The following is a 21674-nucleotide window of genomic DNA, read 5'->3' on the forward strand; positions in this document are numbered from 1 at the left end:
TAAAAAAGACGAAACTGCCTTGTCCAGATGGGCAAGGCAGTTTGGTGAAAGTACTCAGCGGCTTAGGTGGGAGAGGTGGTGTTCGGAAGCACTTTCAACTAAAAAATATTGACCGTTTTTCAAGCTGCGGCTTGACTTGCATCAGAAAGCCACTAATTTTGCAACTCAATTTGATACAGGGGGGTGTTACAAAGCCCAATTGAATTGGAAAATATCTCTGCGAGTGGTGGAGAAACTTAAACTGGGGGCGTCGCATAGCGGCAATTGCGGGTGACTGTAACTCACCTCCTTCGGGTTCAAAGGTTCGAGTCCTTTCGCCCCCACTGTGAATTACTGAAGCAGCGAAGATGTTGCCGCTTCAGCAGCTCGCACACGCGGGAGTAGCTCAGTTGGTAGAGCGGCAGCCTTCCAAGCTGCAGGTCGCGGGTTCGAACCTCGTCTCCCGCTCAGTACAGTGAAAACCGGCAGCCTTGTAGAACTGTCCGGCATTCATTGTAGCTTTGCAAAAACAAACAAGCCGTTTTAGCTCAGTGGTAGAGCACTTCCTTGGTAAGGAAGAGGTCATGGGTTCAAATCCCATAAATGGCTCCCATATCACCGACGGTGCAGCGCGGCTGCTCTGTTTGGATCAGTCTGAAAAGAAAAGCGACGTGCAGTCCTCACTAAGCGGAGCTGTGTTTCGCTTTCTTTCAGTATAAGCAAGTCGCGTTTTCCCCTCTTCACAACAAGTTTTTTTAATCTCTTTTACAATGGCCAAAGAAAATTTTGATCGTTCCAAGCCGCACGTGAACATCGGTACGATCGGGCACGTCGACCACGGCAAAACCACCCTGACTGCTGCTATCACCACGGTACTGGCGAACAAAGGTTTGGCCGCTAAGCGTGACTTCTCGTCGATCGACAACGCTCCCGAAGAAAAAGAGCGCGGTATCACGATCAACACCGCTCACGTAGAGTACGCCACCGTAAATCGCCACTACGCCCACGTTGACTGCCCTGGTCACGCTGACTATGTAAAGAACATGGTAACGGGTGCTGCTCAGATGGACGGTGCTATCCTCGTAGTAGCCGCTACCGACGGCCCAATGCCTCAGACGCGTGAGCACATCCTGCTCGCTCGCCAGGTAGGTGTTCCTCAGCTGGTGGTGTTCATGAACAAAGTGGACATGGTGGATGACCCCGAGCTGCTCGAGCTTGTAGAAATGGAAATCCGCGAACTGCTCTCGTTCTACGACTTCGACGGTGACAACATTCCGGTAATTCAGGGCTCGGCTCTGGGTGGCTTGAACGGCGACGCTAACTGGGTTCCCAAGATCGAGGAGCTGATGGACGCTGTTGACAGCTTCATTCCAATTCCTGCTCGTCTGACCGACCTGCCCTTCCTGATGCCGGTAGAAGACGTGTTCTCCATCACGGGTCGTGGCACGGTAGCAACCGGCCGTATCGAGCGTGGTATCATCAACTCGGGTGAGCAAGTTGAAATCCTCGGTATGGGTGCTGAAAACCTCAAGTCGACCGTAACGGGCGTTGAGATGTTCCGCAAAATCCTCGACCGTGGTGAAGCTGGCGACAACGTAGGTCTGCTACTCCGCGGCATTGAAAAAGAAGCCATCCGTCGTGGTATGGTTATCTGCAAGCCCGGCTCGGTTAAGCCCCACACCAAGTTCAAAGCTGAGGTGTACGTGCTGTCGAAAGAAGAAGGTGGCCGTCACACGCCGTTCTTCAACAACTACCGTCCCCAGTTCTATTTCCGCACCACCGACGTTACCGGCATCATCTCGCTGGGCGAAGGCGTGGAAATGGTAATGCCTGGCGACAACGTAACTATCTCGGTTGAGCTAATCAACTCGGTAGCTATGGAAAAAGGTCTGCGTTTCGCTATCCGCGAAGGTGGCCGTACGGTAGGTGCCGGTCAGGTAACCGAAATCACCGACTAGTCTCCTGCTAGGACCTAGATAATCAATACAATCCGCCCTCGATTTTTTCGGGGGCGGATTTGTTTTGTAGGAAGAGTTCCATACATTTGCAGTCCCAATCCAGTACCTAGGTGCTGTGACACGCATACACGGGCGTAGTTCAAGGGTAGAATAGAGGTCTCCAAAACCTTTGATGGGAGTTCGAATCTCTCCGCCCGTGCTGTAGTACAAGCTGCTGCGTACGCAGCTTGAATGAAATCAGAAGCCACTTATCAGGCGACGAACAATGGATAAAAAGACGAACTACTTCCGCGACACCGTCGAGGAGATGCGCTACAAAGTAACGTGGCCTTCTTTCGAGGAGCTCCAAAAGAGTGCCAGCTTGGTGCTTATTGGTTCGCTGGTATTCGCTGCTGTTGTAGGCTTGATGGACGTGGTATTCAAAACTGGTCTGGAAGCGTTCTACAACTCGTTCCGTTAATCGATAGCGAAAGATGGGAGAGTTGAAGTGGTACGTTGTTCGTTCCGTGAGCGGACAAGAGAAGAAGGCCAAAACCTACCTCGAAACCGAAATTGGCCGTCATGGCCTGTCGGACCTGGTGCCGCAGGTGCTGATTCCGGCGGAGAAGGTATACGAGATGCGCAACGGCAAAAAGCGCGTGCGAGAGCGTAACTTGTACCCTGGCTACATCATCATCCACGCTGACTTGTCGCACGGCGAAGTAGACCACATCATCACCAGCACGCCTGGTGTTCTCGGTTTCCTGAGCGACAAAGAGGGAAAGGCAGCTAATACTAAGCCCATTCCATTACGCTTGTCAGAGGTGAACAACATCCTGGGCATCGTAGACGAAGCAGAAGAGCAAACGGCTACTCTAGAGACGCCGTTCGTTGCTGGTGAGTTGGTGAAAATCGTGGACGGTGGTTTTGCTGGTATGCTAGGCACCGTATCCGAGGTTTTCGAGGAGCGCAAGAAGCTCAACGTCATCGTTAAAATATTCGGCCGTAGCACTCCCATGGAGTTGAGCTACACGCAGGTCGAGAAAGAATCATAACAGAGAGCTTAGAAGTGAGAACTGAGAAGTTAGACCATTCACATCTAACCTCTCAGTTCTCACTTCTAAGCTCTCTACCAGAAAACGTCGTCGGTTATCGGCTCCGGGCCGGCGGGGCTTCCACACGGAGCAAGTAATATAACTGAGGATGGTGCGGGTTACGTCGCGTCGTCCGAAGCCTTTCAAACCAAATGGCCAAGGAAATTAGAGGTTATCTGAAGCTTCAGATAAAGGGAGGTGCCGCGAACCCCGCGCCACCGGTTGGACCTGCACTTGGTAGCAAAGGCCTTAACATCATGGAGTTCTGCAAGCAGTTCAATGCGCGGACCCAGGATAAGGCCGGCCAAGTTTGTCCTGTACTCATCACCATGTACACCGACAAGTCGTTTGACTTCGCGGTGAAGACTCCACCAGTGCCGGTACTGCTTATGGATGCTGCCAAGCTTCAGAGCGGCTCGAAAGAGCCCAACCGGAACAAGGTTGGTTCGGTAACATGGGACCAGGTGCGCACCATTGCCGAGACGAAGATGCCCGACCTGAACGCCTTCAAGGTGGAGTCGGCTATGTTACAGGTGGCCGGTACGGCCCGTAGCATGGGTATCACCATCTCCGGTACTTCTCCTTTTGCAGCTTAATCTAACGACGGAGAAGAGACATGGCAAAGATTAGCAGAAAGCGCAAGGATGCCCTTGCCAAACATGACCTAAGCGAAGTTCGCAACCTACTGGACGCCGCCAAAGTGGTAAAGGACATCACCTATACCAAGTTTGACGCTTCCGTAGACATCGACGTTCGTCTGGGCGTTGACCCCCGCAAAGCCGACCAGATGGTGCGTGGCGTCGCCACGCTGCCCCACGGTACCGGCAAAACCGTTCGCGTACTGGCCCTCGTTACCGCCGACAAAGAAGCCGAAGCTACCGCAGCTGGTGCTGACTACGTTGGTCTGGACGACTACATTGCCAAGATCGAAAAGGGTTGGACTGACATCGACGTTATCATCACGATGCCGTCTGTGATGGCTAAAGTTGGTCGTCTGGGTCGGGTACTTGGTCCTCGCGGCCTGATGCCGAACCCGAAGTCGGGCACCGTTACGACTGATGTAGCCAAGGCAGTACAGGAAGTGAAGGCTGGTAAAATCGACTTCAAAGTTGATAAGACTGGCATCATCCACTGCTCGGTTGGCAAAGTTTCTTTCGACGAGCAGAAGCTCGCTGAAAATGCCATCGAAGTAATCCAGACGCTCCAGCGCCTGAAGCCTTCTTCGGCCAAAGGAACTTACATCAAGAGCATCACGCTGTCGAGCACGATGTCGCCCGCCGTTCCGGTTGATACCACGGTAACTTCCGCTTAAGTTTTAATCAACACGACGATATGATCCGGGAAGAAAAACAAGCCCTCGTCGACGAGTTGAGCGAGAAGTTTCAATCGCACAACGCGTTCTACATTGCCGATGCTTCGGGGATGTCGGTGGCGAAAATCAACGAATTCCGTCGCCTGTGCTTCAACCGCGGCATGGAGTTCAAGGTCTACAAGAACACGTTCATCCGTAAGGCACTCGACACTCTTGGTGGCGACACTTCGGAAATGGACGCGGCCCTGAAAGGCCAGTCGGGCATCCTGTTCTCGAAAGAGTCGGGCAATGCTCCCGCTAAACTGCTTCAGGACTTCTACAAGGCGCAGAACTACGGCAAGAACGTAGAGCCGCGCCCCGCGCTGAAAGGCGCTTACGTGGACGCTGGCATCTACATCGGAGCCAACCAACTGAGCGGCCTCAGCACGCTGAAAGGCAAAAACGAGCTTATCGGTGAAGTTATCGGTCTGCTCCAGTCGCCCGCCAAGAATGTTATCTCTGCTCTGTCGAGCGGTGGCAGCAAGCTGGCTGGTATCCTCAAAACGCTTTCCGAAAAAGAAGAGGTTGCAGGCTAACCGCTGCTCATCTTTTTCAACTTTCAATCATACACACAACAACCCTCTTTAACCATCTACAGAAATGGCAGATTTGAAAGCCTTCGCTGAGCAGCTTGTTAGCCTCACCGTAAAAGAAGTAAATGAACTGGCTACCATCCTGAAGGATGAGTATGGCATTGAGCCTGCTGCTGCTGCTCCCGTAATGGTAGCTGGTGGCGGTGGCGCTGCTGCTGCTGAGGCTCCCGAGGAGAAGACGGCATTCGACGTAATCCTGAAGGCTGCTGGTGGTCAGAAACTGGCTGTCGTGAAGCTGGTGAAAGACCTGACCGGTCTTGGCCTGAAAGAAGCCAAAGAACTGGTTGACGGTGCTCCTAAGCCTTTGAAAGAAGGTGTAGCCAAGGACGAAGCTGAGTCGCTGAAGAAGCAACTGGAAGAAGCTGGCGCTGAAGTAGAAGTTAAGTAACTTCTGCTGCCTGCTCTTAAAACCAGCAAATTGGGAGAGGCCTGGCAACTAAGCCAGGTCTTTTCCTGTTTGTAGGCAACAAACTAGCCGGAAGTTCGTTTGCACGCCGCTTTGCGGCTTTTCGTGCCTACGGACGCCAGAAGCGCAAGGTTCTGCTTTGCGCTTTCGTGCGCCAAAAACTTCCTTCATGCCTCAGGCTGCTAGCCGTGCTAGCGACTTGGGTTCTCCTGAGTAATCCATTTCCTAACCCCACATACATTGGCTACACCGAAAGCACAGACAGGGCTGCAAAAGCTGCAAGCTGCTGACGAGCGGATCAACTTCGCCAAGATCAAAAAGGTTATTGAGTACCCGGATTTCCTAGACGTGCAGGTTCGCTCGTTCATGGATTTCTTCCAGTTGGAAACGGCTGCCGAGAACCGGACCGATGAGGGGCTCTTCAAAGTGTTCGCCGAGAACTTTCCGATTTCGGACTCGCGCGAAAACTTCGTGTTGACCTTCATTGATTACCACGTTGACCCACCGAAATACTCCGTTGACGAGTGCATCGATCGGGGCCTGACGTACTCGGTGCCGCTAAAAGCGAAACTGCGCTTGGTCTGCAACGACTCGGACAACGAGGACTTCGAGACCATTGAGCAGGAAGTGTTCCTCGGGAACATTCCCTACATGACCGAGAAAGGCTCCTTTGTTATCAATGGCGCCGAGCGTGTTATTGTATCGCAGCTGCACCGCTCGCCGGGCGTGTTCTTCGCGCAAAGCAAGCATACCAACGGTACCAAGCTCTATTCGGCTCGTATTATTCCGTTCAAAGGCTCGTGGATAGAGTTTGCCACGGACGTGAACAACGTGATGTATGCGTATATCGACCGGAAGAAGAAATTCCCGGTTACAACGCTGCTCCGCGCCATCGGCTACGGTACCGACAAAGACATCCTCGATCTGTTCGGGCTGTCGGAAGAGGTGAAAGCCGACAAGAAGAACCTCAAGAAGGCCGTCGGCCGCAAGTTGGCTGCTCGGGTGCTGCGCACCTGGACGGAAGACTTCGTGGATGAGGATACTGGTGAAGTGGTATCCATTGACCGTAACGAGGTGTTGCTGGAGCGCGACTCTACCATCGAGGAGGAAGATATCGACGTGATCCTGAACGCCGGGGCCAAGTCGGTGATTCTGCACCGCGAGAACGTGAATATTGCCGACTACGCAATCATTTACAACACGCTGCAGAAGGACAACTCCAACTCGGAGAAGGAAGCCGTGGAGCAAATCTACCGTCAGCTCCGTAACACGGAAGCTCCCGACGAAGAAACCGCCCGCGACATCATCCAAAAGCTGTTTTTCTCGGACAAGCGCTACGACCTCGGAGACGTAGGCCGCTACCGTATTAATAAGAAACTAGGTATTGACACGAACTGGGACGCCCGCGTGCTGACCAACGAGGACATCGTTCTCATCGTGAAATACCTGATTGGTCTGATTAACTCGAAGGCCATTGTCGATGACATTGACCATTTGAGCAACCGCCGCGTGCGCACGGTAGGGGAACAGCTTTACGCTCAGTTTGGCGTGGGTCTGGCCCGTATGGCGCGTACGATCAAGGAGCGCATGAACGTGCGCGACAACGAGGACTTCAAGCCGGTTGACCTGATCAACGCCCGGACGCTGTCGAGCGTAATCAACTCGTTCTTTGGCACCAACCAGCTCTCGCAGTTCATGGACCAAACCAACCCGCTGGCTGAGGTGACGCACAAGCGTCGCGTATCAGCACTCGGGCCAGGAGGTCTGTCGCGGGAGCGCGCTGGTTTCGAAGTACGTGACGTTCACTACACGCACTACGGTCGTCTGTGCACCATCGAAACGCCGGAAGGCCCAAACATCGGCCTGATTTCGTCTTTGTGTGTGCACGCTCGGGTTAACTCGATGGGCTTCATTGAGACCCCCTACCGCACTGTGGAAAACGGCAAGGTAGATACCACGGAGAACGTGAAGTACCTGACTGCTGAAGAGGAAGACACTCACCACATCGCGCAGGCCAACGCCCGCATCGATGAGCAAGGCAACTTCATCAACGACCTCGTGAAAGGCCGTTTCGAAGGTGACTTCCCGGTGGTAGGCCCCGACGAGTACAGCTACATGGACGTGGCCCCGAACCAGATTGTGTCGGTGGCCGCTTCGCTGATTCCGTTCCTGGAACACGACGATGCCAACCGCGCCCTGATGGGCTCGAACATGCAGCGCCAGGCTGTGCCGCTGCTGAAAGCGGAGGCTCCCATTGTGGGCACCGGTCTGGAAGGCCGCGTGGCTATTGACTCCCGCACCTTGGTAGTAGCCGAGGGCGACGGGGTTATTGACTACGTGGACGCCAACAAGATTGTAGTGAAGTACGATCTGACCGAAGATGACATCCTTGTTAGCTTCGACGCAGAGAAGATTTCGTACGACCTCATTAAATTCCGTCGTACCAACCAAGATACTTGCATCAACCTGACGCCCCTCGTGAAAAAGGGCGAGCGGGTAACCAAAGGACAACCCCTCTGCGAAGGCTACGGCACCAACAAAGGCGAGCTGGCCCTGGGCCGCAATATGCAGGTGGCCTTCATGCCGTGGCAGGGCTACAACTTCGAGGATGCCATCGTCATCTCGGAGAAAGTGGTGCGCGATGACATCTTCACCTCAATTCACATCGAGGAGTTTGAGCTGGAAGTGCGCGAGACCAAGCGCGGCGAAGAAGAGCTGACCTCGGAAATTCCGAACGTGAGCGAAGAAGCCGTGCGCAACCTCGACGACAACGGCATCATCCGCCTGGGCGCGGAGGTTCGTGAAGGCGACATCCTCATCGGTAAGATCACGCCGAAAGGTGAGACTGATCCGACCCCGGAGGAGAAGCTGCTCCGCGCCATCTTCGGCGACAAAGCCGGTGACGTGAAAGATGCCTCGCTTAAGGCACCACCGTCCCTGAACGGGGTAGTTATCGGCACCAAGCTGTTCTCGCGTCCGAAGAAAGACAAAAACCTGCGGGCCAAGTCGAAGAAGGAAGTGGAAGAGTTAAAGGAGTCGTACGCTCGTGAGCTGCGTGGCATCAAAGCCGTGATGGTTGACAAGCTGGTGCAGCTGCTGGAAGGCAAGACTTCTCAGGGCGTGAAGCACAAGTTCGGCGACGAAATCATCTCGAAGGGCGTGAAGTTCGGCAAGAAGAACATTGCTGAGAATCTCTTCCCCGAGAAGAACCCCTACAAGGACGAGAGCAACTACGCCGTGCCCGAGGAGGTGAACATGTTCAAGGACCTCGTGCTGGAAGGCTGGACGGCTGACGCCCGCGTGAATGGCATGGTGCTCGACCTAGTGAAGAACTACGCCAAGAAGCGCAACACCATTACGGCCCGCTTCAAGCGTGACCGTTTCACGTTGGAAGTAGGCGACGAATTGCCCGCTGGCATCGTGCAGCTAGCCAAAGTATACATCGCCAAGAAGCGTAAGCTGAAGGTGGGTGATAAAATGGCTGGTCGTCACGGTAACAAAGGGGTGGTAGCCCGCATCGTGCGCGATGAGGATATGCCTTTCCTGCCCGACGGCACGCCCATGGACATCGTGCTCAACCCGCTGGGTGTACCGAGCCGCATGAACATCGGTCAGATTTATGAAACGGTACTTGGTTGGGCTGGCCTCAAGCTGGGACGCACCTACGCTACCCCCATTTTCGATGGTGCTACCGAAGAGGAAGTATCGAAGGAACTGGCGGAAGCTGGTCTGCCGCACTTCGGCCGGGCTTACTTGCACGACGGCCTGACTGGTCAGCGTTTCGACCAGCCAGTGACTGTAGGTGTGATTTACATGCTGAAGCTGGGTCACCTTGTCGATGACAAGATGCACGCTCGCTCCATCGGGCCGTACTCGCTCATCACGCAGCAGCCGCTGGGTGGTAAAGCGCAGTTTGGTGGTCAGCGCTTCGGCGAAATGGAAGTGTGGGCTCTTGAGGCCTTCGGTGCTTCCAACGTGCTCCAGGAAATCCTGACGGTGAAGTCGGATGACGTGGTAGGCCGTGCCAAAGCGTACGAAGCCATTGTAAAAGGTGATGTGCTGCCTAAGCCGAATATCCCCGAGTCGTTCAACGTACTCATTCACGAGCTACGTGGTCTGGCCCTGGAAATCACGCTTGACTAAGTTTTATGGATGAGTAGCTGTCGGCACTGCGGTGTTGGCGGCTACTCACTCAATGAGTGAAGTTCGCGGCCAGAATAGCTGGTAACAGTAGCCGCCGGAGCCGTTTCGAGATAGGTCAGAACGGCAGTAATTTCCGGTAGCATCGGGCCGCAACAAGGTTTGCATGTATTGAAAGACAAACCGCCTTTTCTTAAGACCTAATAAAACCTGCTGTACGACGTACCTATCCGGTCTACAGAGCACTTTTATCAGAGTCGAACTGTTTTGGTTTTTCGGACTCCTCTTAAGAAGAGCCGATCATCTGAAGCAGCCCACAAAGCCAACAGCTAACAACAGCTCCCCCACATGGCGTTTGCAAAAAACAAAAAACTGGTACAGGACTTCTCAAAAGTCACTATTTCGCTGGCCTCGCCCGAATCCATCTTGGAACGGTCGAACGGAGAGGTAGTGAAGCCCGAGACGATCAACTACCGGACGTACAAGCCCGAAATGGGCGGCTTGTTCTGCGAGCGGATTTTCGGTCCCGTAAAGGACTGGGAATGCCACTGCGGCAAATACAAGCGCATCCGGTACAAAGGCATTATCTGCGACCGTTGCGGCGTAGAGGTGACCGAGAAGAAAGTACGTCGGGAGCGGATGGGCCACATCGAACTGGTGGTGCCCGTTGCGCACATCTGGTACTTTAAGTCCCTGCCAAACAAAATCGGCTACCTGCTGGGCCTGCCCACCAAGAAGCTCGATCAGATTATCTATTATGAGCGCTACGTAGTAGTGCAGCCGGGTGTGCTCGCCGAAGAAGGCGTGCAGCAACTCGACTTCCTGACCGAAGACGAGTACCTCGACATCATCGACAAGCTCCCCCGGGAGAACCAGATGTTGCCGAACGAGGACCCAAATAAATTCATTGCTCGCATGGGAGCTGATGCGCTGCAACTCCTGCTGGAGCGCACCAACCTCGATGAGTTGTCGTACTCGCTGCGTGACTCTGCCGCGCACGAGACGTCGCAGCAGCGTAAAGCGGAAGCCCTAAAGCGTCTGCGCGTAGTGGAAGCTTTCCGCGACGCCGCTACTCGCATCGAGAACAAGCCCGAGTGGATGGTGATCCGCATGGTGCCAGTGATTCCGCCGGAACTGCGCCCCCTCGTGCCGTTGGATGGTGGCCGTTTCGCCACTTCCGACTTGAACGACCTGTACCGTCGCGTTATTATCCGTAACAACCGCCTCAAGCGCCTGATCGAAATCAAAGCGCCCGAGGTGATTCTGCGGAACGAGAAGCGCATGTTGCAAGAAGCCGTAGACTCGCTCTTCGACAACTCGCGGAAAGTAAATGCTGTGCGAGCTGAGGGTAACCGGGCGCTGAAGTCGCTGTCCGATATGCTGAAAGGCAAGCAGGGCCGCTTCCGTCAGAACCTACTCGGTAAGCGCGTCGACTATTCGGGCCGTTCGGTTATTGTAGTAGGTCCGGAGCTGAAGCTGCACGAGTGCGGTCTGCCCAAGAACATGGCTGCCGAACTGTTCAAGCCGTTCATCATCCGCAAGCTCATCGAGCGCGGCATTGTGAAGACGGTGAAGTCGGCCAAGAAAATCGTGGACCGCAAGGACGCCGTGGTATGGGACATTCTGGAGAACGTGCTGAAGGGCCACCCTGTCCTGCTGAACCGTGCTCCTACGCTGCACCGTTTGGGTATTCAGGCATTCCAGCCCCGCCTCATCGAGGGTAAAGCTATTCAGCTGCATCCGCTGGTATGTACCGCCTTCAACGCTGACTTTGACGGTGACCAGATGGCTGTGCACGTTCCGCTCGGACCGGCCGCTATTCTGGAAGCTTCCATGCTCATGCTGGCTTCGCACAACATCTTGAACCCCGCCAACGGCGCGCCCATCGCGGTACCGTCGCAGGACATGGTTCTGGGTCTGTACTACGTAACCAAAGGCAAGCGCAGCACCGACGACGAGAAGATCCAAGGCGAAGGCCGCATGTTCTACTCCGATGAGGAGGTGGTAATTGCCATCAACGAAGGTCAGCTTTCGAAGCACGCCTATATTAAGGTGCGCACGAAGATTCGCGACGAGGAAGATAACCTCGTGACGAAGATCATCGAGACGGTTGCTGGCCGAGTGCTCTTCAACCAGCTCGTGCCGGAAGAAGTAGGTTTCGTGGATGAGCTGCTGACGAAGAAAAAGCTGCAGCAGATTATTTCTATGGTGTTCAAGCGCACGGGCATGGCTCGTACGGCGCAGTTCCTCGACGACATCAAGACGCTGGGTTTCCAGTCGGCTTACAAAGGTGGTCTGTCGATGGGTCTGGGCGACATCAACATCCCGAAAGAGAAGGACGCCCTCGTAGCGCAGGCACAGGCCGACGTAGCTGCCGTAACGCAGAACTACCAGATGGGTCTGATTACCGACAACGAGCGTTACAACCAGGTTATCGACATCTGGACCCGCATCAACAACCAAATCACTGAAACCCTTATGGGTCGCCTCGAAAAGGAGAACCAAGGCTTCAACTCGATTTACATGATGATGCACTCCGGTGCCCGTGGTTCGCGGGAGCAGATCCGTCAGCTCGGCGGTATGCGGGGTCTGATGGCTAAGCCGCAGAAGTCGCTGCAAGGCTCGGTGGGCGAGATTATCGAAAACCCGATTCTGTCTAACTTCAAAGAAGGTCTGGACGTAATCGAGTACTTCATCTCGACGCACGGTGCCCGTAAAGGTCTGGCCGACACCGCTCTGAAAACGGCTGACGCCGGTTATCTGACCCGTCGTCTGGTAGACGTGTCGCAGGATGTTATCGTAAATGAAAACGACTGTGGTACGCTGCGAGGTATCGAAACCTTCGCGCTGAAAGACAACGAGGACGTAGTAGAGCCGCTGGCCGAGCGTATCCTGGGCCGCGTAGCCGTACACGACATCCTCGATCCGCTGACCGACGAGGTAATCCTTACCGCTGGTGAGGAAATCACGGAAGATGTTACGCGCCGCATAGATGCTACCAGCATAGAGTCGGTGGAAATCCGCTCGGTACTGACCTGCGAATCGAAGCGTGGTATCTGCGCCAAGTGCTACGGCCGTAATCTGTCGTCGGGCCGCATGGTCCAGAAGGGCGAAGCGGTAGGTGTAATTGCCGCTCAATCTATCGGTGAGCCGGGCACTCAGCTCACGCTGCGCACCTTCCACGTAGGTGGTACGGCTTCCAACATTGCCGTGGAAGCTAGCATCAAAGCCAAGTTTGCCGGTGTTGTTGAGTTCGAAGACATCCGCACTGTGGAAACCGCTAACCCTGATGGCGAGCCAGTGAAAGTAGTGATGGGCCGTTCCGGTGAGATTCGTATTGTAGAGAAGGGCACTGGCAAGGTGTTTATCTCGAACCACGTTCCTTACGGTTCCTTCCTGATGGTCGAAGAAGGCCAAGAGGTGGAGAAAGGCCAAGAGCTCAACAACTGGGACCCGTACAACGCCGTTATTCTGGCCGAGTTCGATGGTACCGTTCAGTACGACGCTATCACGGAAGGCATCACTTACCGTGAGGAGTCGGATGAGCAGACTGGTCACCGCGAGAAGGTGATTATCGAATCGAAGGCCAAGGATCAGAACCCGGCCATCATCGTGCGTCCCGGCAAGAAAGGTGACGTAGAAGGCCAGAAGGCGTACAGCATTCCGGTCGGCTCGCACTTGAGCGTTGAGAACGGCGAGAAAATCAAGGCTGGTCATATCCTAGCCAAGATTCCGCGTGCCGTGGGTAAAACTCGTGATATCACCGGTGGTCTGCCCCGCGTTACAGAACTCTTCGAAGCCCGTAACCCCTCGAACCCGGCTGTTGTGTCGGAAATCGATGGTGTGGTAACCTATGGTACCGTGAAGCGTGGTAACCGGGAAATCTTCGTCGAGTCGAAAGACGGCGTGAAGAAGAAATACATGGTGCCGCTGTCCAAGCACATTCTCGTGCAGGACAACGACTTCATCCGGGCCGGGGCGCCGCTTTCCGATGGAGCCATCACCCCAACCGATATCCTGAACATTCAGGGTCCGGGCGCGGTGCAGGAGTACCTCGTGAACGAGATTCAGGAAGTGTACCGCTTGCAGGGTGTGAAAATCAACGACAAGCACATTGAGGTGGTAGTGCGCCAGATGATGCAGAAAGTTGTGATTCTGGATGCCGGCGACACGACTTTCCTTGAGCACCAGGTAATCGACAAGATCCTGTTCATGGAAGAAAACGATACCATCATCGACATGAAGGTGGTAACGAATGCCGGTGACTCGACCACCCTGAAGCCCGGCCAGATTGTGACGGCTCGCCGCCTACGCGACGAGAACAGCAGCCTGCGCCGCCGCGACTTGGCCCTTGTGGAAGTGCGCGACGCGCAGCCATCCGTTTCGCGGCCCACATTGCAGGGTATCACGCAAGCTTCGCTCGGTACGCAGTCGTTCATCTCGGCCGCATCCTTCCAGGAGACGACCAAGGTGCTGTCGGAAGCTGCCATCCGTGGCAAAGCCGACGAACTGCTGGGTTTGAAGGAAAACGTAATCGTTGGTCACCTCATTCCGGCCGGTACGGGTCTGCGCGAGTACACGCGTCAGGTCGTCGGTTCGAAAGAGGAGTTGGAGGCGCTGCAAGCGCCGAAAGCCGACGACACGGTAGCGCCAGCCAAGCGTCCGGCCCGTGCTTCGCGCCGCGAGTCGGTGTCGGAGTAAGCTTATAGAGTGATTGAATAGGAGAAGCCGGTCGGAGAAATCCGGTCGGCTTTTTCTTTTTTGGTAGCTTGGAGGTGCGAAGAGTGATTTAAGCTCTTGCGTAGAAGCAGAACGCATTTAGCTAGTCGCATGACCATTGCCGAAAATGCAAATGCAAAGAGCTACTGAACCAGAAAAGTCGACAAGGGCTTCTCCGCGTAAAACCTAGAAAGAAACAACACCTTTTACCAACCAACCGAATGCCCCATCAACACCAGCCCGACGCCGATACCCCGCAGCCTCAGGACCCCAATGCCCTCAACGATCCGAATGCCATCAGCATTGAATTGTCGGAAGATATAGCGGAGGGTGAGTACGCTAACCTCGCTATGATTGCGCACAGCAGCAGCGAATTCATAATTGACTTCATTCGCTTGATGCCCGGTGTGCCAAAAGCCAAGGTGAAATCCCGCATCATTCTCACTCCTGAACACGCTAAGCGCCTGCAAGCGGCGTTGGCTGAGAACATAGAGCGGTACGAACAACTCAACGGCACCATCAAGCAGCAGAACGACGCGCCCATGTATCCTATGGGGTTTGGTGGCAAAGTAGGAGAGGCGTAAGCAACTAACTTCTTATATATGGCAGCGGCTTCTATCTTATTGATAGAAGCCGCTTTTTTTTGGAGCCGCATCAGCGGCGACTCAGAGCTTCCTCAACGATGCGATGAGAGGCAGTATCAACCATGTATTGCTGGTTATTGACCTATTGCAAAATGATAAAAGCTGCCGGTAAAGAGTTGCTTTAGGACTCAAGAAAACACCCTGTATAGAAGAGGTATGTTGACCTAAAATTAACTATTTCAACCCGTTTGCTATTTCAACTTGACTTCTATACCTTTGCAAGCCTAATTTTTGGGAGAGAACCCTCCTTGATAAACCATTCCGTAAATGCCTACCATCAACCAGTTAGTACGAAAAGGCCGCGAGAAGCTGACGACGAAGTCGAAGTCGCCGGCTCTTGATTCGTGCCCGCAGCGCCGTGGCGTTTGCACCCGTGTGTACACTACCACGCCTAAGAAGCCGAACTCGGCTATGCGTAAAGTAGCCCGTGTGCGCCTCACCAACGGCAAAGAAGTTAACGCCTACATCCCCGGTGAAGGCCACAACCTGCAGGAGCACAGCATCGTGCTGATTCGTGGTGGCCGCGTGAAAGACCTTCCCGGTGTGCGTTACCACATCATTCGTGGTGCTCTTGACACCGCCGGTGTAAACGGCCGTTTGCAGCGCCGCTCCAAATATGGCGCTAAGCGTCCGAAGCCCGGCCAAGCTCCCGCAGCTGGTAAAGGTGGCAAACCAGCACCCGGCAAGAAAAAGTAACTGATACGAGTGAGGTAGTGCGAAGTGCTGGATAGCACATGGTTCTTATCCCACTTCCCCCTGCACCCGCTCATTTCTACACCCATGAGAAAGTCAAAACCAAAGAAGCGCATCCTCCTGCCCGATCCTAAATACAAGGAGACGCTCGTAACCCGTTTCGTCAACTACATGATGTACGACGGGAAGAAAAACCTTGCCTACACTATTTTCTACGACGCCTGCGAGCTTGTTGAGCAGCGCACCAAAGAAAGCGGCGTGGAAATGTGGCGCAAAGCCCTGAACAACGTGATGCCGACCGTAGAAGTGAAGAGCCGCCGCGTAGGTGGTGCTACCTTCCAGGTGCCGATCGAAGTTCGCCCCGACCGTCGTATCGCCGTAGGCTCGAAGTGGTTGATTCAATATGCTCGTCGTCGTGGTGAGAAGACCATGAAAGACAAGCTGGCCGGCGAAATCATCGCGGCCGCCAAAGGCGAAGGTGCTGCCGTCAAAAAGAAAGACGACACCCACCGGATGGCGGAAGCCAACAAAGCCTTCTCGCACTTCCGCTTCTAAGTGCGTGATTAGGTGATTAGGTGATCAGGTAATGAAGTGAGCGTTTCGTTGTTCACTGCTTACCTCGTCACCTAATCACTTGATTACCTAATCACCAACAACGACATGGCTGTTAACAAAGACCTGCAATACCTCCGGAACATCGGGATTATGGCGCACATCGACGCCGGTAAGACCACGACTTCGGAGCGCATTCTCTATTATACCGGTAAGACCCACAAAATCGGGGAGGTGCACGAAGGTGCCGCCACGATGGACTGGATGGAGCAGGAGCAGGAGCGTGGTATCACCATCACTTCGGCTGCTACTACCACGTTCTGGAACTACCCCACCGTACAAGGTGAGCCAACTCCGGAAACCAAGCAATACAAAATCAACCTGATTGACACTCCGGGCCACGTAGACTTCACCGTAGAGGTGGAGCGCTCGTTGCGCGTGCTCGATGGAGCAGTAGCTCTGTTCTGCGCCGTATCGGGCGTGGAGCCGCAGTCGGAGACCGTATGGCGCCAGGCTGACAAATACAAAGTGCCCCGCATCTGCTTCGTCAACAAGATGGACCGTGCCGGTGCCGACTTCTTCAAGGCCGTAAACGAGATCAAGGACAAGCTCGGCGCTAACCCCGTGCCGCTGCAAATCCCAATCGGCGCTGAAGATACCTTCAAAGGCGTAGTTGACCTGCTCACGGGCAAAGCCATCGTGTGGGACGACGAAACTCAGGGCAAAACCTACAAGGAAATCCCAGTTCCCGAAGACCTCGTGGAAACGGTAGCCGAGTGGCGTGAGAAGCTCGTGGAAAGTGTTGCCGAATACGACGACACGCTGATGGAGAAGTTCTTCGACGACCCAGACAGCATCACGCGTGAGGAAATGATGACGGTAATCCGCAAAGCGGTTATCGACATGAAGTTCTCGCCGGTGATGTGCGGCTCGGCCTTCAAGAACAAAGGTGTGCAGTCGATGCTGGATGCCGTTATGGCCTACCTGCCTTCGCCGCTGGACATGCCCGCCGTTATCGGTACCAACCCCGACACCGGTGAGGAAGTAGAGCGTCACCCCGACAACAGCGAGCCCTTCACCGCGCTAGCGTTCAAAATTGCCACTGACCCCTTCGTTGGTCGTCTGTGCTTCTTCCGCTGCTACAGCGGGGTGCTTGATGCTGGCTCGTACGTGCACAACAACCGCACGAACAAGAAGGAGCGTATCTCGCGCCTCATGCAGATGCACTCCAACAAGCAGAACCCCATCGACAAAATCCAAGCTGGTGACATTGCCGCCGGCGTGGGTTTCAAAGACATCAAAACGGGTGACACGCTGACCGACGAGAAGTCGCGCGTGGTACTGGAATCGATGTCGTTCCCCGAGCCCGTTATCGGCTACGCTATTGAGCCCAAAACTCAGGCTGACGTGGATAAGATGGGTATGGCTATCGCCAAGCTCGTGGAAGAAGATCCTACGCTGGTAGTACAGACGGACCCCGAAACGGGCCAGACCGTACTGAAAGGCATGGGCGAGCTTCACCTCGAAATCATCATCGACCGTATGCGTCGGGAGTTCAAGGTGGAAATCAACCAGGGTGCTCCGCAGGTAGCTTATAAGGAGATCTTGACCAAAACGGTTGAGCACCGCGAAACCTACAAGAAGCAAACCGGTGGTCGTGGTAAATTCGGCGACATCGTATTCGAACTCGGCCCGAAGCTGACCGATCCAGAGAAGCCCGGTTTGGAGTTCGTGAACGACATCAGCGGTGGTGTTATCCCCCGCGAATTCATCGCTCCAGTTCAGAAAGGTTTCGAAGAAGCCATGAAGAACGGTCCGCTAGCAGGCTTCCCCATTGAGGGTATGCGCGTGCGTCTGTTCTTCGGTTCCTACCACGATGTTGACTCGGACGCTCTGTCGTTCGAACTCGCCGCACGTGGTGGCTTCCGCGAAGCCGGCAAGCAAGCTGGTCCGAAACTGCTCGAGCCCATCATGGCGGTGGAAGTAGTTTCGCCGGACGAGTACACCGGTTCCGTAACGGGTGACTTGAACCGTCGTCGTGGTATCATGAAGGGCATGGATACGAAAGGTGGCGCCAACGTAATCAAGGCTGACGTTCCGCTGTCGGAGCTGTTCGGCTACGTTACCACGTTGCGCACTATCTCTTCAGGTCGTGCTTCGGCTTCGCTGACCTTTTCGCACTACGATCAGGTACCGACCAATCTTGCTGAAGGCATCATTGCTAAGCAAAAAGGTAACGCCATCCGCTAATACCGCTTTCATTCAAAAGAGACATGAACCAGAAAATTCGCATCAAACTCAAATCCTACGACCACAACTTGGTGGACAAATCGTCGGAGAAGATCGTGAAGGCGGTGAAGGCTACGGGTGCTATCGTGAGCGGCCCTATTCCCCTGCCCACCAACAAGGAGAAGTTTACCGTGCTCCGTTCGCCCCACGTGAACAAGAAGAGCCGGGAGCAATTCCAGCTTTGCACTTACAAGCGCCTCGTGGATATCTACTCGACTTCGTCGAAGACAGTAGATGCCCTGATGAAGCTGGAACTGCCAAGCGGTGTTGACGTAGAAATCAAAGTCTGAGGACTGATTTCCCTGCTTAGCTAATGAAACACCCCACTGGTTCTACGGAGCCGGTGGGGTGTTTTCGTTTCCAAGTATTCAAATTCGAGTTAGCGACGGTAAAGGGTAGGAGTGGGACCAATAGCAGGGTCACCTACATAAAGGAGCTAAAGTGGTGACACTGAAAATATTTGGAAGGGTGGCTAGAATATAACATAACAATTCCCTAGCTTTGCACTCCCATTACGAAAACGCCACTCGGGCGTTTTCTTGTGCGTCTTTTACTAAACCCAAACAGAATGCCTGGCATCATCGGTAAAAAAATCGGTATGACAAGCCTCTTCACTCCGGACGGGAAAAACATTCCCTGCACGCTCATCGAGGCGGGTCCGTGCGTAGTGACGCAGGTTAAGACCATTGAGACGGACGGCTACACGGCCATCCAGCTCGGGTACGGCGAGAAAAAAGCGAAGAACACGACCAAAGCACTTGCTGGTCACTTCGCCAAAGCCGGTACCACTCCCAAGAAAAAACTCGTTGAGTTCCGTACCGACGAGGTAGCCAATTACACCGCTGGCAGCGAAATCAACGCTACCCTCTTCGAGGAAGGCGAGTTCGTGGACGTGGTAGGTACCTCAAAAGGTAAAGGTTTCCAGGGCGTTGTGAAACGCTACAACTTCGCTGGTGTTGGCGGCCAAACTCACGGCCAGCACAACCGCCTGCGTCACCCCGGTTCTATTGGTGCCTGCTCCTGGCCTTCGCGCGTGTTCAAAGGAATGCGCATGGGTGGCCGCATGGGCAACGACCGGGTGAAAGTGCAGAACCTGAAGGTGATGCGCATTGTAGCCGACAAGAACCTCATCCTGGTGAGCGGCTCGGTTCCCGGTGCCAAGAACTCTTTCGTGGTCCTGGAAAAATAACCTAGCAAATGGAACTGTCAGTATATAACATCAAGGGCGAAGACACCGGCCGCAAGGTTACCCTGTCTGACGCCATCTTCGGTCTGGAGCCGAACGAGCACGTGATGTACCTCGACGTAAAGCAGTACTTGGCCAACCAGCGCCAGGGCACGCACAAGTCGAAGCAGCGCAACGAAGTGCACGGCACCACCAAGAAACTGAAGAAGCAAAAAGGTACGGGCGGTGCTCGTGCTGGCTCGATGAAGTCGGGTGTATTCGTAGGTGGTGGCCGCATATTCGGTCCTCAGCCCCGCGATTACGGCTTCAAGCTGAACAAAAAAACCAAGCGCCTTGCTCGTCTGTCGGCTTTGTCGACCCTCGCTAAAGACGGTAAAGTGGCTCTCGTAGAGAACATCACACTGTCGGCCCCGAAGACGAAAGACTTCCTGAGTATCCTGACTGGTCTGAAGCTCAACAACGGCAAGAAGACTCTGCTGGTGACCGGCGAAGTAGACAAGAACGTGGTGCTGTCGGCCCGCAACATTCAGAAAGTGACTGTTGCTACGCCCGTAGCACTCAACACGCACGATCTGCTGAACACCGACACGCTGTTGCTGTCGGAGGATGGCCTGAAGTCGTTGGAACAACTTTATACCTCCGCTGAATAATGAGCACGCTGAAAAAACCCATCGTGACCGAAAAGGCCACGGGCCTGAATGAAAAAGGCCAGTACGTTTTCGAAGTGGAGCGTACCGCCAACAAGGTTCAGATCAAGAAGGACATCGAGCAGGCGTATAGCGTGACGGTAACGGGCATCAGCACGATCCGCACCAACGGCAAAGTGAAGTCCAAGTTCACGAAAGGTGGTTCGGTATCGGGCCGCCGCGCGCATGGCAAGAAAGCCATCGTGACCGTGAAGGAAGGCGATATCATCGACTTCTATAGCGGCATCTAAGCTGCGCCTCTTTCTGCAAAAGAATATTTCCTAAGCAAGAGTAATGGCACTCAAAAAACTAAGACCAACATCACCGGGTCAGCGCTTCCGTATCGCCCCGGCCTTCGACGAGATCACGACGTCGACGCCGGAGAAGTCGCTGTTGGCACCCATGAAAAACTCCGGTGGCCGCAACAACTCTGGTAAAATGTCCAACCGCTACATCGGCGGTGGTCACAAAGCCAAGTATCGTATCATCGACTTCAAACGTGACAAGGCCGTAGTGCCCGCCACGGTGAAGACGATTGAGTACGATCCCAACCGCACGGCCCGCATTGCCCTGCTTCAGTACGCCGACGGCGAAAAGCGCTACATCATTGCGCCCGCTGGTTTGGAAGTAGGAGCCACGGTAGTAGCTGGCTCGGGTGTAGCACCGGAAGTGGGCAACGCCCTGCCACTGCGCGAAATTCCGCTGGGTACCATTGTGCATAACATTGAGTTGATGCCCGGCAATGGCGCCGCTATGGCCCGTTCGGCTGGCACTTATGCTCAGTTGGTAGCCCGCGAAGACAAATACGCCACGTTGAAGTTGCCCTCCGGTGAGATGCGCATGGTACTCGTTACCTGCATGGCCACGGTTGGCACCGTTTCGAATGGTGACCACATGAACGTACGCCTCGGCAAAGCCGGTCGTAACCGTTGGTTGGGTCGTCGTCCGCGCGTTCGTGGTGTTGCTATGAACCCAGTGGATCACCCAATGGGTGGTGGTGAAGGTAAGTCGTCGGGTGGTCACCCCCGCAGCCGTAACGGCATCTTCGCTAAAGGTCAGAAGACCCGCAACAAGAACAAGTACTCCGAGCAGCTCATCGTTAACCGCAAAGGCAAGAAGTAAGCAATGGCACGTTCACTAAAAAAAGGGCCGTACATTGACTTTCGGCTCGAGAAGAAAGTAACGGCAATGGATGAGTCCGGCAAGAAGTCGGTGGTGAAGACCTGGTCGCGCCGCTCGATGATTTCCCCGGATTTCGTTGGCCACACCTTCGCCGTTCACAACGGCAATAAGTTCATCCCGGTTTATGTGACGGAGAATATGGTAGGACACAAACTCGGTGAGTTTGCTCCGACCCGCAACTTCCGTGGTCACATTGCCAAGAAAGATAAAGGCAAGCGCTAAT

19 protein-coding genes and 4 tRNA genes are annotated in these 21674 nt (G+C 54.4%); all 23 read left to right on the forward strand.

The genetic code is table 11. From position 1 onward, the window contains the following. The first annotated feature begins 243 nt into the window (after positions 1-243). The 23 genes from ACYSMN_RS18820 (at position 244) to rpsS (ending at position 21673) form a co-directional block, all read left to right on the forward strand. Positions 244-323: transfer RNA gene (locus tag ACYSMN_RS18820), tRNA-Tyr, on the forward strand. Positions 324-374: 51 nt separating this feature from the next. Next, a tRNA-Gly gene (locus ACYSMN_RS18825) sits at positions 375-447 on the forward strand. A 69-nt stretch (positions 448-516) separates the two neighbouring features. Further along, positions 517-588, forward strand: a tRNA-Thr gene (locus tag ACYSMN_RS18830). A 161-nt stretch (positions 589-749) separates the two neighbouring features. Further along, complete coding sequence (gene tuf / locus ACYSMN_RS18835; RefSeq protein ID WP_488925465.1) at positions 750-1937, forward strand: elongation factor Tu; 1188 nt, start codon at positions 750-752, stop codon at positions 1935-1937. A 128-nt stretch (positions 1938-2065) separates the two neighbouring features. Further along, a tRNA-Trp gene (locus ACYSMN_RS18840) sits at positions 2066-2136 on the forward strand. Between the two features lie 66 nt (positions 2137-2202). After that, entirely contained in the window at positions 2203-2397 is a 195-nt protein-coding gene (gene secE, locus ACYSMN_RS18845) for a preprotein translocase subunit SecE (RefSeq protein WP_488925466.1), read from the forward strand. 13 nt (positions 2398-2410) lie between these two features. Further along, positions 2411-2971 (forward strand): transcription termination/antitermination protein NusG, encoded by a 561-nt coding sequence (gene nusG / locus ACYSMN_RS18850; RefSeq protein ID WP_488925467.1) that lies wholly within the window; start codon positions 2411-2413, stop codon positions 2969-2971. Between the two features lie 191 nt (positions 2972-3162). Continuing rightward, positions 3163-3606, forward strand: coding sequence for a 50S ribosomal protein L11 (gene rplK / locus ACYSMN_RS18855; RefSeq protein WP_488925468.1), 444 nt, complete (start codon positions 3163-3165; stop codon positions 3604-3606). A gap of 20 nt (positions 3607-3626) precedes the next feature. Then, positions 3627-4322 (forward strand): 50S ribosomal protein L1, encoded by a 696-nt coding sequence (rplA, locus tag ACYSMN_RS18860; protein ID WP_488925469.1) that lies wholly within the window; start codon positions 3627-3629, stop codon positions 4320-4322. Between the two features lie 20 nt (positions 4323-4342). Beyond that, entirely contained in the window at positions 4343-4897 is a 555-nt protein-coding gene (gene rplJ, locus ACYSMN_RS18865) for a 50S ribosomal protein L10 (RefSeq protein WP_488925470.1), read from the forward strand. A 64-nt stretch (positions 4898-4961) separates the two neighbouring features. Next, positions 4962-5342: a 50S ribosomal protein L7/L12 gene (gene rplL, locus ACYSMN_RS18870; protein WP_488925471.1), complete on the forward strand. Its 381-nt coding sequence runs from the start codon at positions 4962-4964 to the stop codon at positions 5340-5342. Between the two features lie 285 nt (positions 5343-5627). Continuing rightward, positions 5628-9503 (forward strand): DNA-directed RNA polymerase subunit beta, encoded by a 3876-nt coding sequence (gene rpoB / locus ACYSMN_RS18875; protein ID WP_488925540.1) that lies wholly within the window; start codon positions 5628-5630, stop codon positions 9501-9503. 345 nt (positions 9504-9848) lie between these two features. Further along, complete coding sequence (gene rpoC / locus ACYSMN_RS18880; RefSeq protein ID WP_488925472.1) at positions 9849-14201, forward strand: DNA-directed RNA polymerase subunit beta'; 4353 nt, start codon at positions 9849-9851, stop codon at positions 14199-14201. Positions 14202-14440: 239 nt separating this feature from the next. Then, entirely contained in the window at positions 14441-14803 is a 363-nt protein-coding gene (locus ACYSMN_RS18885; RefSeq protein WP_488925473.1) for a DUF3467 domain-containing protein, read from the forward strand. A gap of 327 nt (positions 14804-15130) precedes the next feature. Then, entirely contained in the window at positions 15131-15559 is a 429-nt protein-coding gene (gene rpsL, locus ACYSMN_RS18890) for a 30S ribosomal protein S12 (protein ID WP_110976704.1), read from the forward strand. Positions 15560-15643: 84 nt separating this feature from the next. Then, positions 15644-16111: a 30S ribosomal protein S7 gene (gene rpsG, locus ACYSMN_RS18895; protein ID WP_073281277.1), complete on the forward strand. Its 468-nt coding sequence runs from the start codon at positions 15644-15646 to the stop codon at positions 16109-16111. Between the two features lie 105 nt (positions 16112-16216). Continuing rightward, positions 16217-18358, forward strand: coding sequence for an elongation factor G (fusA, locus tag ACYSMN_RS18900; RefSeq protein ID WP_488925474.1), 2142 nt, complete (start codon positions 16217-16219; stop codon positions 18356-18358). A gap of 23 nt (positions 18359-18381) precedes the next feature. Beyond that, positions 18382-18687, forward strand: a complete 306-nt coding sequence (rpsJ, locus tag ACYSMN_RS18905) for a 30S ribosomal protein S10 (RefSeq protein ID WP_044515480.1) — start codon at positions 18382-18384, stop codon at positions 18685-18687. 278 nt (positions 18688-18965) lie between these two features. Beyond that, a complete protein-coding gene (gene rplC, locus ACYSMN_RS18910; RefSeq protein ID WP_488925475.1) occupies positions 18966-19586 on the forward strand; it encodes a 50S ribosomal protein L3 in 621 nt (206 codons plus the stop codon). Positions 19587-19594: 8 nt separating this feature from the next. After that, on the forward strand, positions 19595-20233 hold the full coding sequence (rplD, locus tag ACYSMN_RS18915; RefSeq protein ID WP_488925476.1) for a 50S ribosomal protein L4: 639 nt from the start codon (positions 19595-19597) through the stop codon (positions 20231-20233). After that, a complete protein-coding gene (gene rplW / locus ACYSMN_RS18920) occupies positions 20233-20520 on the forward strand; it encodes a 50S ribosomal protein L23 (RefSeq protein WP_488925477.1) in 288 nt (95 codons plus the stop codon). The genes rplD and rplW overlap by 1 nt, the downstream gene beginning before the upstream one ends. A 43-nt stretch (positions 20521-20563) precedes the next feature. Continuing rightward, positions 20564-21391 carry a 50S ribosomal protein L2 gene (gene rplB / locus ACYSMN_RS18925; protein WP_488925478.1) on the forward strand — a complete coding sequence of 276 codons (828 nt, stop codon included), beginning with the start codon at positions 20564-20566 and terminating at the stop codon, positions 21389-21391. Positions 21392-21394: 3 nt separating this feature from the next. Next, positions 21395-21673, forward strand: coding sequence for a 30S ribosomal protein S19 (gene rpsS, locus ACYSMN_RS18930; protein ID WP_044003251.1), 279 nt, complete (start codon positions 21395-21397; stop codon positions 21671-21673). Position 21674: the final 1 nt, after the last annotated feature.

The organism is Hymenobacter sp. M1-2, assembly GCF_057808495.1.